Consider the following 13,964-nt stretch of genomic DNA (forward strand, 5'->3'; position numbering starts at 1 on the left):
ATCTACGGTGGGCGGGTGACGGCAACCCGAACATTGATCCTGCTGCGGCACGCGAAATCCGACTACCCCGACGGGGTCGCCGACCACGACCGGCCGCTCGCCAAGCGCGGCATCCGCGAAGCGGCACTGGCCGGAGACTGGATTCGGGAAAATCTCCCGCCCGTCGACGCCGTCCTGTGCTCGACCGCCACCCGGACCCGGCAGACGCTCGAACGCACCGGCATCACCGCGCCCGTGAAATACATCGAACGCCTCTACGACGCGACGGCGGGCATCGCCATCGAGGTCATCAACGGCGCGCCGGAGGCGGCGAACACGCTGCTGGTGATCGGGCACGAACCGGTCATGTCATCGCTCGCGCTGAGTTTGGCCTCGCTCGACACGAGCGACCGTGACGCCGCCGGCCAGATCGCACTGAAATACCCGACGTCGGCGATCGCGGTTCTGCACACCGACCGGCACTGGTCGCAGTTGGCGCTGCGCAGCGCCGAATTGGTGGAGTTCCACATACCCCGTTAGGAGTTGGTGGCGAGCGTCAGCTCCATCAGCTTGGTGGCCATGCCGCAGGTGTCGGCGCCCGGCCCCTGCGGGTTGACCCACCAGCCGACGACGCCGGCCGCATCACTGGCCACACCGCACGAACCGTTGGGGTCGTTCGGGTGCATGATGATCGACTTCACCCCGGCGATGGCCTTGGTCTCGTATTTGTAGTTCAGGTGCTGGGCGACCTTGGTCTCCTCATCGAGGCTGCCCTGCTCGTACCAGAACCGGGTGATGTCGATGAGACCCGCCGACTGGTTCAGGGCCTGCCACCGGCACACCGCACCCACGAAGGTGCTCTGAATGTCCAGCGGGTCCGCGCCGACCGTCTTGGCCAGCACGTCGTTGGTCAGCACGTCGCACTCTTTGAGCAGGTTCGGGTACGAATCCGCCGAGTGCTCGCTGCCGCCGCCCGCGCCTTCCTTCATCGCGGTGCCATCGACCGAGCGGGCGCAACCCACCAGCGCCAACGCCGACATCACGGCGACCGCTCCAGCCAGTTTCCGTCGTGTCATTTCGCGTTCGCAATCGATTGCCGGGCCAGTTCCTTCGCGATGTCGCACGGATCGGGGAACGGCTTCTGGGAGAAGCTGATGGACCATTCGATGAAGTCGTCGTCGAACTGGATGCCGACCTCACACAGGCTCTTGCCGATCATCGGGTCCTCGCCGAGGGCGACGAACCCGGAATGGCCGTTGATGTTGATGTCGTTGACATCGGCTCGCGTCCGTTCCTCGGTCTTGCGTTCGCGGCCGATTGGGCTGCCCCGGTACCAGGTGAAGGAGAAGTGCGGACCGAGGATGCCGCCGTTGACCAGCCACTGGCACCCGACGGAGTTCTTTGCAGTGTTGACGAGACCCGTGACCTGGGTCAGCTGCGTGACGGTCTGATCGCTGACGCCGCCGCACACCGGGAACATCGGGCCGTGCTTGGCCGGCCCCGACGCAGCCGGGCCCGACGAGCCGCTCGCCGGAGCGGCGCCGCCGTTGCTGTCGTCCGAGCAGGCGGACATGGCCGGAATCATCGCCGCGGCAAGCACGGTCGCGGCGGCGGTCTTCACCTGTCTGCGGGTCACGCCATGCACTGTAGCGGCAGGTTCTGAGGTCAACCACCGACATGCCGACTGACCTGGTCTTTCTACAAGCATTCTCGGGTGTGCCACAGTAACCGCATGCTCTGGGCACTGCTGCGGCAGTACACGAGGCCGTATCGGCGGCAGCTGACGGTGGTGGCGACGCTGCAACTGATCAGCACGCTGGCCTCGCTGTATCTGCCGACGCTCAACGCCCGCATCATCGATCACGGCGTCGCACGCGGCGACACCAACGTCATCGGGCGGCTCGGCGCCATCATGCTCGGCGTCAGCGCGCTGCAGGTGCTGTGCGCCATCGGCGCGGTCTACTTCGGTTCGCGCGCCGGCATGGGCTTCGGCCGTGACCTGCGGTGGGCGGTGTTCCGCCAGGTGCTCGGCTGGTCCAACGCCGAAGCCGTGCGGTTCGGCGCACCCACGCTGATGACCCGCACCACCAACGACGTCCAGCAGATCCAGGTGCTGGTGCAGATGACCTGCACCATGCTGATCACCGCGCCGATCATGTGCATCGGCGGCATCGCGATGGCCGTGCACCAGAACGCCGGTCTGTCCTGGCTGCTGCTGGTCAGCGTGCCGGTGATGGCGGTGTGCAACTACCTGATCATCTCCCGGCTGCTGCCGTTGTTCCGCCGCATGCAGTGGTTGATCGACAACATCAATCGGGTGCTGCGCGAGCAGCTCACCGGCATTCGGGTGGTCCGGGCCTTTTCGCGGGAGGACGCCGAACGTGACCGGTTCGGCGACGCCAATCACGCCCTGACCGACACCACCCTGACCGTCGGCCGGTGGCAGGCCCTGATGCTGCCCGCGACCACCCTCGTGGTGAATCTGTCCAGCGTGGCGGTGATCTGGTTCGGCGGCATCCGCATCGATCACGGCCAGATGCAAGTCGGTTCGCTGATCGCGTTCCTCTCGTACTTCATGCAGATCCTGATGGCCGTGCTGATGGTGACCATCGTGCTGGTGATCCTGCCGCGGGCGTCGGTGTGCGCCGAGCGGATCAGCGATGTGCTCGCGACCGAGCCGTCGATCGTGGCGCCTGATGCGCCCATCGTGCCTGACGCTCGCCGCGGAGAGATCACAGTGGCTGCGGCCACCTTTGGGTACCCCGGGGCCGTTGATCCTGTGCTGCACGGGGTTTCACTGACGGCGCGCCCCGGCACCGTGACAGCGATCGTCGGATCGACCGGATCCGGCAAGTCGACGCTGATGGCACTGCTGTGCCGCATGTACGACGTCACCTCGGGCGCTGTGACGGTCGACGGCGTCGACGTGCGGGACTACGACCCCGAACAGTTGTGGTCGATGATCGGCGTGGTGCCGCAGCGCGGGCACGTGTTCTCCGGCACAGTCGCCGACAACCTCCGGTTCGGCAAGGCCGACGCCACCGAGGACGAGATGTGGGCTGCGCTGGGTGTCGCGTCGGCTGATTTCGTCGCGGACCACCCCGAGGGTCTGGGCATGCCGGTCGCCCAGGGCGGCACCAATTTCTCCGGTGGCCAGCGGCAGCGCCTCGCCATCGCCCGCGCGGTGGTCCGGCGGCCGGCGGTGTACCTGTTCGACGACGCGTTCTCAGCGCTGGACGTCCACACCGACGCCCGGGTGCGGGCCGCGTTGTCCGCGGTGGCCGCCGATGCCACGGTGATCATTGTCGCCCAGCGTCTTTCGACGGTCGCTGCCGCCGATCAGATCGTCGTACTCGACAACGGCCACGTGGTGGGCGTCGGCACGCATTCCGAGCTGATCGAGTCGTGCCCCGTGTACCGCGAATTCGCCGACTCGCAGGCGGTAGCGGCGGGAGACGTGGCGTGACCCGGCCGCCGTCGGCCGCCATGCTGGCCTCGGGTGCGCGGTCCGAGAACTTCCGGGAGACGGCGCTGCGGCTGGTGAAACAGCTGGCACCACAACGTGGCCGAGTTGTCGTGGTGATGGTGTTGGGGATCGCCGGCATCGCCGTCGGCGTGATCGGGCCCCGCATCCTCGGCCACGCCACCGACCTGTTGTTCAGTGGCGTGCTCGGACGCGGCTTGCCGACCGGGATCAGCCGCGAGCAGGCGGTGGCAGCCGCACGGGCTCGCGGCGACAACACCTTTGCCGACCTGCTCGCCGGCGCCAATGTGGTTCCGGGCCAGGGTGTCGACTTCACTGCGATCGGCCACGTGCTGACTCTCGCACTGCTGCTGTATCTGGTTTCTGCCGTGATGGTGTGGGTCGAGGCACGGCTGCTCAACGCCATTGTCCAGCGCACCATGTTCACCCTGCGCGCCCACGTCGAGGACAAGATTCACCGACTGCCGTTGTCCTACTTCGACTCCCGGCCCCGCGGCGAGATTCTCAGCCGTGTCACCAACGACATCGACAACGTCCAGACGTCATTGACCATTACCGTCAGCCAGCTGCTGACCTCGGCGCTGACGGTGGTGGCGGTGCTGGCGGCGATGATCTGGATTTCGCCGCTGCTGGCGTTGATCACCGTGCTGACGGTGCCGTTCACCTTGCTGGCGACGCGGATCATCACCAAGCGGTCGCGGCAGCAGTTCATGGCCCAGTGGCGAAATACGGGCCGGCTCAACGCCCACATCGAAGAGACGTACAGCGGTTTCACCGTCGTCAAGACCTTCGGGCACCGGGCACTGGCCGAGGAGAAGTTCCGCGAGCTGAACGACGATGTCTACCAGGCGAGTTTCGGGGCCCAGTCGCTGTCCGGACTGGTCTCCCCGATCACGACGTTCATCGGCAACATCAGCTATGTCGGCGTCGCGGTGGTCGGCGGCATCCAGGTGGCGACCGGGCAGATCAGCCTGGGCAGCATCCAGGCGTTCATCCAGTACGTGCGGCAGTTCAATCAGCCATTGACCCAGATCGCGTCGATGTACAACACCATGCAGTCCGGGATGGCCAGCGCGGAGCGGGTTTTCGAGTTCCTGGACGCCGACGAAGACACCGCTCCAGTGGCCGGGCCGGCGCCGAGCCCTGGTCCAGCGGTGCCGGACCGTGTCTCACCGGACCCGAGCCGCGGCACAGCTGCGCCCGGCCGTCTCTCGACTCAGCCCGACCGTCTCTCAACCGCGCCGGACCTCGTCGAGTTCGAGCGGGTCAACTTCTCCTACGTACCCGGGACTCCGGTCATCGAGGACCTGTCGTTCGTCGCCGAACCGGGCACCACCGTGGCCATCGTCGGGCCGACCGGGGCCGGAAAAACCACGCTCGTGAATCTGCTGATGCGGTTCTACGAGCCGGATTCCGGCCGAATCCTGTTGGGCGGCCGAGACATCGCGACGATGAGCCGCGCCGAGCTGCGGTCGCGCATCGGCATGGTGCTGCAGGACACGTGGCTGATCGGCGGCACCATCTACGACAACATCGCCTACGGACGTCCCGACGCCACCGAGACCGAGGTGATCGATGCGGCCCGCACCGCACGCGTCGACCATTTCGTGCACACGCTGCCGAACGGGTACCAGACACGGCTCAACGAGAACGGCGTGAACATCAGCGCCGGTGAGAAGCAGCTGATCACCATAGCCCGAGCGCTGGTCCGGCAGCCCCAGCTGCTGATCCTCGACGAGGCCACCAGTTCCGTCGACAGCCGCACCGAGCTGCTGATCGCCCAGGCCACCGCGGAGCTGCGTCGCAATCGGACGAGTTTCATTATCGCGCACCGACTTTCCACCATCCGCGATGCCGATCTGATCCTCGTGGTCCAGGCCGGGCGCATCGTCGAGCGCGGATCCCACGACGAACTCCTCCAGCGGCACGGGGCTTACTGGAAGATGACGCAGGCCTGACGGTTGCGCGCCACGCATGTCCGGGGCTGAGCCGGCGATAACACCCTTGGCAGGTCCGTTGCGTTCGGCTGGTGCGCGGGCCTGCCGCTCCGCCGTCGAAGCGGCAGGCCCGCGATGCGCATTCACTGTTGAGTTATCAAGGTGCAGAACGCTTTATGTGTTATGCGGCGTGGTCGAGTCGCATGGTGCGGCGGTTGTAAGCCGGTACCGGGTTCCGTTGTGGGTCGACGGTGGCCGGTGGGATGAGCCAGGGGTGTCGGTCCAGCCCCATGACGACGTCCCAGCCGTCGTGGTGGACGTTGGCGTGACACGCCGGGCACAGCAGGCAGCCGTTACCCAGTGACGTCTCGCCGCCGTGGGTCCAGTGCACGATGTGATGGGCATGGGTGCGCCCCGGTGGGGCGCCGCATTTGATGCAGCACTGATCGCGCAGATACAACGCTTTCCGGAGGTGCGGCGGGAACAGCCGCTTCTCCCGCCCCATGTCCAGCGGCACCTGCTCGCCGTCCACGACGACGGTCGTCACAGCCGTGTCGCAGCAGATCCGCTCCAAGGTCATGGTGCTGATCGACCCCATGAACGCCAACTCCGCCAAATCCGGAACCTGTGCGGGCACCGTCACCAACAACTGCGTCCGCGGCGCCGACGCGACATCCCCACCGCGGGCGGCCATATCGAGCACCGCCTCCAACGCATCGGCGCGGCGCCGGCTGGCGGAGCGGGTGTCGGGGCTGCCGTCGGGTTCGGGTCGCGGCGCCGACAACTCTTCCACCGCGGCGACCAGCTTGGCGCCGACTTCGGCATCCAGGTCGGCGCGCACCTGCAGTCGCCCGTCACTGGTGACGCGATGCTCGAGGGTGTTGACCAACCGATCCTCCGCGGCCGGCAGCCCGCCTTCGGCGGCGGCGGCGCGGTTGCCGAGTTTTCGGGCCCGGTCCGCGATCGTCGCCGGGGTAGCTCCGGAGAAGAACTGCCCCAACAGATCGGCCACCTGCCGGAATCGGGCTTCCTCGTCCACCTCACCGGGTGATCGGGTTCGAATGTGGTTGATGCCCTTGACGATCGCATCGACATGCTCACCCGAGACCGCCCCATCGCACGCGTGCGCCGCCAACGTCGGCAACAACGGCAACGCCCCACCGACCCGAACCAGCCGCTCCGCCACCGCCGGTGCACACCCCAGCGACATCAGCAGTTCCCGCAGCGTCCGCCCCTGGCCCGCGGCCACACCACAGCGGTCCAACACCCCGGCCAGCGTCGCCGCCAAGTGATCGACCACATTCCGCATCCTCAACAGACACCGCGCCACCTCCAGCGCGTCGTCCCCGGCCATCTCGTCGGGAAGGACCACGTCACGCAGGTGGTCGAGAAGGGGGTGGAGATCCGATGCGATTCCCATGCCCAATTGTATCGAACAAATGTTCGAACAGCAAGGCCGGATTTTGCGAGCGCTGTAACGCACGTGACGCTATTTACCCACCGTGACCAGCGTGTACAAAGTGACCAAAGTTGTTCGCGCCGGAACGCGCAGGTTGGGGGCAGGGTCCAGTCGACCCTGCCGAGTTTGGGTGACCCGAGACGACGCGGCGTGGATGCTCGGAGGAGGCCGCAGGTGTTTGGCGCGTGCCGCAGGACATCCGCGTGCCGCGACCCACAGACCTACGGCCGGTACGGCGTAACCCGCGGCAGCCAGGCCGGGACGGACGCGCAGTAGCGCCGGTACTCGTCGCCGAATTGCCTCAGCAGGGCGGGTTGCTCATAGAAGTACACAAATGCCGCCGTCGCCAATACGAAAAACGCGGCATACCAAAGGAGTACCGGCTGCCCGAGGACCAACGCCTGACCAACGATGACGGCCGCCACTGCGAGGTACATCGGATTGCGAACGTACCGGTGCGGCCCCGTAACGACCAATGTCTGCGTCGGCGCTCCCGGCAACGGCGTGCCCAGCCCATCACTGGCGAATTTGTAGATCGCCGCAAGCAGCACCGGCAGCCCGAGAACAATCAGCACTACACCGCCGACCCATGCGCCAGGAATACCGAGGAGATCGCCGGCGCGTCGCCAACCGCTGGTCAGCGAGTACGGGATCAGTCCTGCCATGGTGCCGGGCACGATGACGGTGAAAACGGCACTGCGGACCAGGCTTTGACGTCGCAGGGACGCCGAAGTGGGCATGACTCAGGCCGCGAAGGCAGACGTCACTTGGACCCGGATTACCGGATCGGACTCGAGGCTATGCCGTAGTGCACTCTCGAACTGCCAGATGGATGCGAGGTCGTGGTCCAGTCGGCAGTCCACGGCAGCGGCCGTGCCCGACGGCGGCGGGCTGTCGGCAATGTGGTCGGCGACGGGTTCGAGCAAGGTCCGCGGCGCGGCGAGGTAGTACCCGGGATTCGGGCCGCCGACCTCGGCGGCGTACAGCAGCCCGTGCTCGGTGATGATGATGTGGGTGGCGACGACTTGCACCGGCCCGTGCCGTTCCGCCGCGCCCCATTCCTCGGCCGCCAGCCGCCCCTGGATGACGTGCAGTCGCACGTCGTCGGTCAGGAATCTCGTGAAGTCACCCGGCCCGAGCACACGGGCCGACGCAAGGTCGGCGTCCAGGCTGCCGCACAGCATCTCGCCGATGTAATTGAACAACCGATCGCTCATGACGCGCTCCCATCGGGCCAGTACCTTGAGCCTGCACCCGCGCGGCGGCGAACGTCAATGGTTGATCAGAGTTGTGGACCCTCCGCACGAAGATCGTCGACCGCTGTCATCGCGTCACGCAGTTTCGCGAGCCACTCTTCGGCATGCTCGCCGACAAGCCGCACCGACCACGCCAGCGCATCGGAGCGCGACCGTGCCACCCCGGCGTCAACCAGCGTGTCGAGAACCTGACGTTCAGGCTGCTTGAGTCGGGTCATCACCGGAACGGCCAAGTGGGTGAACAGGATTCGCTCCGACTCCCCCACTGACACGCCCCACGCCACTTTGCGGCCGTAGCGAGCTTCGGCCTCGTCGGCGATCCGCATGCGCTCGGACCGGGTCTCTTCCCGGAAGCGCGCCACCCGCCCGGAGGCACGGGCGGCCGTTTCCGGATTCTCCGGCTCAGGCAGCCGCCCGATGACCACGATCTCTTCGCGGTCCACCGTGACGTCCGGGTCACCGGCGAACCACTCTTCCGGGAGCCGGCCGGCGAACCAGTCGGCGGCGTCGCCCGCGTCGGGCTGCTGCGCTTGTTGCCAGCCGCCGCGGCGGTCCTGGCCAGAATGACGTTGCCTCATGCTTACATGATTACATCGTTACAGTTGCAACGGAACAGCCTTTCACCCCAAGCGAACGAAAGGCGTAGAAAGTGGTCTGTCAGCGCTTACGCAGCAGCGCGGAGCCGCCGAAGACGGCCAGTCCCAGCGCTACCAGCGCGAGGAAAACTGCCCAGCCCGGGCTGACGAAGACACCGACCAGCACGATGGCGGCGATTACCGGCGACGCCACGAACAGCAGCATGCCCGGGTGTTCCTTCGCTACCGCGAGGGCACTCTTCGCCCGGATCGGGTCAATTTCTTTGCGCGCCATGGAACCAGGATGCCACCCGGCGCGACTAAAAGACGAGATTCCACCGAGACCCGGATCACAGACTACCTATACCCCCTATGGGTATATACTCGCGGCATGAGTCAGGTACTTGAAGTTCAGGGAATGTCGTGCGGACACTGCGTCGCGTCCATCACCTCAGCTGTCGAGCCGCTGCCCGGCGTGACGGGTGTCGAGGTGGACCTCAAGGCCGGAACCGTGCGCGTGGACGGCGAGCCCGACCGGGCCGCCGTCGCCGCCGCGATCGAAGACGCCGGGTACGACGTCGTCCAACCGGCATGACGACCAGCGAGAAGCCGGAGGCGGATCGCGCATGACCACGTCGGTCACGCTGTCGGTGGGCGGTATGACGTGTTCGTCATGCGCCGCCCGAATTGAGAAGCGGCTCAACCGGATCGACGGTGTTCACGCCAGCGTGAACTTCGCGACCGAGCAGGCGGCCATCACCCATCCCGACAGCGTGACCACCGACGAGCTGGTCGCGGCCGTCGAGGCCACCGGCTACACCGCAAGCATCAACAAGGCCGATGCCCCCGCCGAAACGGCCTACCTGCCGCGCCTGCTGGTGTCGCTGGCCCTGACGATCCCCGTCATCGCGCTGTCGATGATTCCAGCGCTGCAATTCCCGCACTGGCCCCTGTGGGCGCTCGCACTCGCCACGCCCGTGGTGTTCTGGGGCGCCTGGCCACTGCACCACGCCGCCTGGACCAACCTGCGGCACGGCGCGGCGACCATGGACACCCTGGTATCGCTGGGCGTTCTCACGTCGTACCTGTGGTCGGCGTGGATGCTGAGCACCGGTAGCGACCATCTCTACCTGGAGGTCGCCGCCACCGTCACGACCCTGATCCTCGCCGGAAAGTTCTTCGAGACCCGCGCCAAGCGGCAGTCCGGCGCGGCGCTGCGTGCGCTGCTCGATCTCGGTGCCAAGGACGTCGCGGTGCTCCGCGACGGCCACGAAACCCGGGTTCCCATCGAGGAACTGGCAGTCGGAGACGTCTTCGTGGTCCGCCCCGGCGAGAAGATCGCCACGGACGGCGTGGTGGTGTCCGGCACATCTGCCGTCGACGCGTCGATGTTGACCGGCGAATCGGTGCCCGTCGAGGTCGGCCCAGGCGACCAGCTGGCCGGCGCGACGGTGAATGCGGGTGGGCGCCTTGAGGTCGAGGCCACCCGCGTCGGCGCAGACACTCAGCTGGCGCAAATGGCGCGCCTCGTCGCCGATGCGCAGAGCGGCAAGGCCGAAGTGCAGCGTCTGGCGGATCGGGTGTCCGCGGTATTCGTGCCGGTGGTCATCGCCCTGGCGCTGCTGACGCTGGTCGGCTGGCTGATTGCCGGCAGCGCCGGGGCGAGCGAAGTGGCGGGAGGAAGCACTGTCAGTGCCGCACTCACAGCGGCCGTTTCGGTGCTGATCATCGCCTGCCCCTGCGCCCTCGGACTGGCCACGCCGACGGCGCTACTGGTCGGCACCGGTCGCGGCGCGCAGTTGGGCATCCTGATCAAGGGCCCGCAGGTGCTGGAATCAACCCGCAAGGTCGACACCGTCGTGCTGGACAAGACCGGCACCGTGACGACCGGCAAGATGACGGTTGCAGCAGTACATGCCGAGTCCGCCAACGTATTACGGCTCGCCGGCGCGTTGGAGCACGCCTCCGAGCACCCCATCGCCCAGGCCATCGCGACGCGGGCCGCCGAGGACGGATCGCTACCGGCGGTCACCGACTTCGTCAACCACGACGGTCGCGGTGTCACCGGTGTGGTCGACGGCCACGAGGTCGCGGTGGGACGACGCAGCTGGCTCACCGCGGACGCCTCCCCGCAATTGCAGACCGCCGCGCAGAAGGCCGAAGCGGAGGGCCGCACCCCGGTGTGGGTCGCGGTCGACGGCGCCATCGCCGGCGTCATCGTGGTGTCCGACAAAGTGAAAGACACTGCCGCCGAAGCCATTGCCGACCTGAAGAAGCTGGGACTGAAACCCGTCCTGCTGTCCGGGGACAACGCCCGCGCGGCCGGCGCCGTGGCTGCCGAAGTCGGCATCGAGACGGTGATCGCCGAGGTGCTGCCCGCCGACAAGGTCGACGAAATCAAGCGCCTGCAGGATCAGGGCCGGGTCGTCGCGATGGTCGGCGACGGCGTGAATGATGCTGCCGCCCTTGCCCAGGCCGACCTGGGACTGGCGATGGGCACCGGCACCGACGTGGCGATCGAGGCCTCGGACCTGACCCTGGTCAGTGGCGACCTGCGGGCGGCCGGCGACGCGATCCGGCTGTCGCGGGCCACGCTCAAGACCATCAAGGGCAACCTGTTCTGGGCGTTCGCCTACAACGTCGCGGCGATTCCGCTGGCGGCCATGGGCATGCTGAACCCGATGATCGCCAGCGCGGCAATGGCTTTCAGCTCACTGTTCGTGGTGAGCAACAGCCTGCGACTCCGCCGTTTCAAGCCCAGCCGGTAGCTACCAGATCTTCACCCAGTCGACCAGCATGTCGGCGGGGTAGGTGCCCGGCCCGGGATCGCCGCCCCCGGAACCGGCCACGGCGAGCCCGAGGATGGGGAACAGCGTGTAGCCGGGATCGTTGAAGTGCCAGTTGGGCAACGACTTTGCCGGGACGTTGAAGTACGGCTGCGCGCCGTCGGTGTAGTCCAGCCAGAACCGGATCCCGGCATCGTCCCATTGGCAGCGCCAGTTGTGCCACGCGGAGTCGGGGGTGATGGTGTGCGAAACATGTTCGCCGCCATTGAGGTTGACGTGCACCGTGGTACCGGGGGCCCAGCTCCCGTTGCCGTACCACTCCATGATGTCGACCTCACCGCCGATGCCCGGGGTGTTGTTGGCCAGGTACCAGGCCGGCCAGCAGCCGGGGGTCAGGCAGTTGAGTTTGATCCGCGCCTCGAAGGTGTGGCCGATGCCGGCCTTGAAGTTGCCGAAAATCTTGCCACTGAAGTAGGTGTTGCCGTCCTTCGCGGCGCGGATCACCAGGTTCGATTTACCGTCGAGGAACAGGTTCTTGCGGTCGTTGCGGTACTGGCCGACGTGTTCGGGCAACTCCCAGTATGTGGGGTTCTCCATCGACTCCCGGGCGGTCGCGATCTCCCATTTCGAGGTGTCGGGCGACGATCCCGCCGGCCCGTCGAAGTTGTCCTCGAAGATCAGTTTCCCGGGTGTGTCAGCGTGGGACTCGGCCGTGGGAAGCGTGGCGGCCAACAGGCCCAGCCCCGCCATGGACAGCATGCTGCGACGATCAATGTCTGGCATGCCTACCCATGTAAGCGGCGTCCCGGCCTTCGTGCAAGCCGGTGCGCGTCGGGCACCCGCGCCGCGGCTAATCCTCGCTGCGGCGGGCGCGGAACAGTTTCACCTCGTCACGGATGCCTTTCAGCCGTCGTGCACCGGCGAAAGACCACTCGAAACCCGGTGCGTCACCGACCGCCTCGCGTGCGGTTTCAGCCAGCAGGACGGCGCCGGGGCGCGCCACGCCCGTCACCCGGCTGGCCTGGTTGACGGGGCGGCCGAACCAGTCTCCGGCGCGGCTCACGGCCGGGCCTGTCGCCATGCCGGCTTTGAGCCGCGGCAGGGCCTCGTCTTCGTCGGCCGCGGCGACCAGTTGCAGCACCACGTCGAGCAGTGGCACCGGCTCAGCACTGACGAGCATGACCTCGTCGCCGATGGTCTTGACGAACCGCACCGGTGGGACAGCGAGATCACGAGCGAGGTCGGCCAGCCGCTGCGACAACTGCTCCAGATCCTCCGGCGGCAGTTCCTCACCAAGGCTGGTGAAGCCGACCAGGTCGGCGAAGGCGACCGATACCTGCCCAGAGCCCGGCAGCGGCCGCCCCGCGATCCGCTCGCTGGCGCTGACCTCCTCCTCCAACAGAGCGTGCAACAACTGGGTTCGGAGCATGTCCTGGATCATCGGACCCAGCAGGGGCGCCGCCTTGCTGATCAGCGCGGCAGTCGCCTTCGCTCCGTCGAGTTCGCTGACGCCGGGCTGCAGGATCGCGGACAACGCGGCAAACCGCATCACCTCGACCGTCCGGGCGAGGCCTTCGGCCATGACCTGAACGACGGCCACGACCTGGTCCTCGGGGAGCCCGAAACGGAGAAACCGCTGGGCGTACCCCATCAGGTCGCTGTCGACCGGCAGGTACAGCGCCGCATCCGCGTCCTCCGTGCGGGGCCGGCCGGCCGCGTGCAGAATCCGTTGCAGGAGGCCCAGATCCACGCCCCACTGCGCGCTGATCTGCCGAGCCGACAGCCTGCTGCCGTCATCACCCAGTGCCCGCCGAGACGGCAGTAGCGTCGGCGCGAACGCCTCGGTGATCTGCTCCTCAGTGAACCCCTCGGACAGCAACCATGCGGTCAGCTCGTCGCGGTCGTCGGGCTCGGCAGCTTGTTCGCTCACCCGGCCAACCTATCGTGACCGCGAGCCCCGCAGAATGGGCACATGACCGAGCCAGAGATGCCGCTCCGCACGGGGCTGCCAGCAATCGTCGGCGCCAACCCACGAGTGCTGCTCCTGGGCTCGTTTCCCAGCGAGAAGTCACTGGACACCGGCGAGTACTACGCCAACACCCGCAACCAGTTCTGGCGGCTGCTGGGCACGCTCCTCGGATTCGACGCGGAACTCCCCTACGCCGAGCGCATCGATGCCGTCACCGCCGGCGGAGTGGCGCTGTGGGACGTCGTGCACAGCTGCCGGCGCGTCGGCAGCCTGGACGCGAACATCGACCGAAAGACGTTGGTACTCAACGATTTCACCGCTTTCCTGACGCAACACCCGACAATCGAGCGGGGTTTCGTCAATGGGCTGACGGCGTACACGTTGTTTCAGCAAGCCGGCATCGCGCTACCCGCCGCCCGGCTGCCGTCGAGCAGCGGCGCGTTGACCATGTCGTTCGCCGACAAACTCGCGGCGTGGCAGGTGGTCCGCTGAACGTTTCACTTCGGTTGATCGGGGTAC

15 protein-coding genes are annotated in these 13,964 nt (G+C 67.0%); 6 read left to right on the forward strand and 9 right to left on the reverse strand.

Annotated elements, in window-relative coordinates:
• The first annotated feature begins 15 nt into the window (after window positions 1-15).
• Window positions 16-519, forward strand: a complete 504-nt coding sequence (locus tag QRN63_RS22605; RefSeq protein WP_285032797.1) for a SixA phosphatase family protein — start codon at window positions 16-18, stop codon at window positions 517-519.
• Here QRN63_RS22605 and QRN63_RS22610 read toward each other — a convergent pair.
• Complete coding sequence (locus QRN63_RS22610; RefSeq protein ID WP_285032798.1) at window positions 516-1,055, reverse strand: DUF3558 domain-containing protein; 540 nt, start codon at window positions 1,053-1,055, stop codon at window positions 516-518. The two genes, QRN63_RS22605 and QRN63_RS22610, sit on opposite strands and share 4 nt — an antisense overlap.
• Window positions 1,052-1,564, reverse strand: coding sequence for a DUF3558 domain-containing protein (locus QRN63_RS22615; RefSeq protein WP_267316591.1), 513 nt, complete (start codon window positions 1,562-1,564; stop codon window positions 1,052-1,054). The genes QRN63_RS22610 and QRN63_RS22615 overlap by 4 nt, the downstream gene beginning before the upstream one ends.
• A 147-nt stretch (window positions 1,565-1,711) precedes the next feature.
• Here QRN63_RS22615 and QRN63_RS22620 point away from each other — a divergent pair, with 147 nt between their 5' ends.
• The gene (locus tag QRN63_RS22620; protein ID WP_285032799.1) at window positions 1,712-3,445 is read left to right on the forward strand and encodes an ABC transporter ATP-binding protein; all 1,734 of its coding nucleotides are present in this window, start codon (window positions 1,712-1,714) and stop codon (window positions 3,443-3,445) included.
• A 20-nt stretch (window positions 3,446-3,465) separates the two neighbouring features.
• Window positions 3,466-5,421: an ABC transporter ATP-binding protein gene (locus QRN63_RS22625; protein ID WP_285033394.1), complete on the forward strand. Its 1,956-nt coding sequence runs from the start codon at window positions 3,466-3,468 to the stop codon at window positions 5,419-5,421.
• A 160-nt stretch (window positions 5,422-5,581) separates the two neighbouring features.
• On the opposite strand, the gene QRN63_RS22630 is transcribed toward QRN63_RS22625, so the two are convergent.
• The 5 genes from QRN63_RS22630 to QRN63_RS22650 form a co-directional block, all read right to left on the reverse strand.
• Window positions 5,582-6,820: an HNH endonuclease gene (locus QRN63_RS22630; RefSeq protein WP_285032800.1), complete on the reverse strand. Its 1,239-nt coding sequence runs from the start codon at window positions 6,818-6,820 to the stop codon at window positions 5,582-5,584.
• 260 nt (window positions 6,821-7,080) lie between these two features.
• Window positions 7,081-7,599, reverse strand: a complete 519-nt coding sequence (locus tag QRN63_RS22635) for a methyltransferase family protein (protein ID WP_285032801.1) — start codon at window positions 7,597-7,599, stop codon at window positions 7,081-7,083.
• A gap of 3 nt (window positions 7,600-7,602) precedes the next feature.
• On the reverse strand, window positions 7,603-8,076 hold the full coding sequence (locus QRN63_RS22640) for a hypothetical protein (RefSeq protein WP_285032802.1): 474 nt from the start codon (window positions 8,074-8,076) through the stop codon (window positions 7,603-7,605).
• Window positions 8,077-8,141: 65 nt separating this feature from the next.
• Window positions 8,142-8,693, reverse strand: coding sequence for an ATP-binding transcription factor AbmR (gene abmR, locus QRN63_RS22645; protein ID WP_064858939.1), 552 nt, complete (start codon window positions 8,691-8,693; stop codon window positions 8,142-8,144).
• A gap of 79 nt (window positions 8,694-8,772) precedes the next feature.
• The gene (locus QRN63_RS22650) at window positions 8,773-8,985 is read right to left on the reverse strand and encodes a hypothetical protein (RefSeq protein WP_073696157.1); all 213 of its coding nucleotides are present in this window, start codon (window positions 8,983-8,985) and stop codon (window positions 8,773-8,775) included.
• 96 nt (window positions 8,986-9,081) lie between these two features.
• On the opposite strand from QRN63_RS22650, the gene QRN63_RS22655 reads away from it, so the two are divergent.
• Entirely contained in the window at window positions 9,082-9,285 is a 204-nt protein-coding gene (locus QRN63_RS22655; RefSeq protein ID WP_061002753.1) for a cation transporter, read from the forward strand.
• Window positions 9,286-9,316: 31 nt separating this feature from the next.
• Complete coding sequence (locus QRN63_RS22660) at window positions 9,317-11,458, forward strand: heavy metal translocating P-type ATPase (protein WP_285032803.1); 2,142 nt, start codon at window positions 9,317-9,319, stop codon at window positions 11,456-11,458.
• On the opposite strand, the gene QRN63_RS22665 is transcribed toward QRN63_RS22660, so the two are convergent.
• Window positions 11,459-12,259, reverse strand: coding sequence for a glycoside hydrolase family 16 protein (locus QRN63_RS22665; protein WP_267315221.1), 801 nt, complete (start codon window positions 12,257-12,259; stop codon window positions 11,459-11,461). It abuts the gene before it with no gap.
• Window positions 12,260-12,326: 67 nt separating this feature from the next.
• Window positions 12,327-13,406: an adenylate/guanylate cyclase domain-containing protein gene (locus tag QRN63_RS22670; RefSeq protein WP_285032804.1), complete on the reverse strand. Its 1,080-nt coding sequence runs from the start codon at window positions 13,404-13,406 to the stop codon at window positions 12,327-12,329.
• Between the two features lie 42 nt (window positions 13,407-13,448).
• On the opposite strand from QRN63_RS22670, the gene QRN63_RS22675 reads away from it, so the two are divergent.
• Complete coding sequence (locus tag QRN63_RS22675; RefSeq protein ID WP_285032805.1) at window positions 13,449-13,937, forward strand: DNA-deoxyinosine glycosylase; 489 nt, start codon at window positions 13,449-13,451, stop codon at window positions 13,935-13,937.
• The last annotated feature ends 27 nt before the right edge of the window (window positions 13,938-13,964 follow it).

Origin of the sequence: Mycolicibacterium sp. lyk4-40-TYG-92, from assembly GCF_030209435.1 — a bacterium.
Lineage (GTDB): Bacteria > Actinomycetota > Actinomycetes > Mycobacteriales > Mycobacteriaceae > Mycobacterium.

Coding starts and splice junctions, on each gene's coding strand:
- QRN63_RS22620 (WP_285032799.1), top strand. CDS start 1,712: ATGCTCTGGGCACTGCTGCGGCAGTACACGAGGCCGTATCGGCGGCAG.
- QRN63_RS22640 (WP_285032802.1), bottom strand. CDS start 8,076: ATGAGCGATCGGTTGTTCAATTACATCGGCGAGATGCTGTGCGGCAGC.
- QRN63_RS22625 (WP_285033394.1), top strand. CDS start 3,466: ATGCTGGCCTCGGGTGCGCGGTCCGAGAACTTCCGGGAGACGGCGCTG.
- QRN63_RS22655 (WP_061002753.1), top strand. CDS start 9,082: ATGAGTCAGGTACTTGAAGTTCAGGGAATGTCGTGCGGACACTGCGTC.
- QRN63_RS22650 (WP_073696157.1), bottom strand. CDS start 8,985: ATGGCGCGCAAAGAAATTGACCCGATCCGGGCGAAGAGTGCCCTCGCG.
- QRN63_RS22660 (WP_285032803.1), top strand. CDS start 9,317: ATGACCACGTCGGTCACGCTGTCGGTGGGCGGTATGACGTGTTCGTCA.
- QRN63_RS22630 (WP_285032800.1), bottom strand. CDS start 6,820: ATGGGAATCGCATCGGATCTCCACCCCCTTCTCGACCACCTGCGTGAC.
- QRN63_RS22610 (WP_285032798.1), bottom strand. CDS start 1,055: ATGACACGACGGAAACTGGCTGGAGCGGTCGCCGTGATGTCGGCGTTG.
- QRN63_RS22615 (WP_267316591.1), bottom strand. CDS start 1,564: ATGATTCCGGCCATGTCCGCCTGCTCGGACGACAGCAACGGCGGCGCC.
- QRN63_RS22665 (WP_267315221.1), bottom strand. CDS start 12,259: ATGCCAGACATTGATCGTCGCAGCATGCTGTCCATGGCGGGGCTGGGC.
- QRN63_RS22635 (WP_285032801.1), bottom strand. CDS start 7,599: ATGCCCACTTCGGCGTCCCTGCGACGTCAAAGCCTGGTCCGCAGTGCC.
- abmR (WP_064858939.1), bottom strand. CDS start 8,693: ATGAGGCAACGTCATTCTGGCCAGGACCGCCGCGGCGGCTGGCAACAA.
- QRN63_RS22675 (WP_285032805.1), top strand. CDS start 13,449: ATGACCGAGCCAGAGATGCCGCTCCGCACGGGGCTGCCAGCAATCGTC.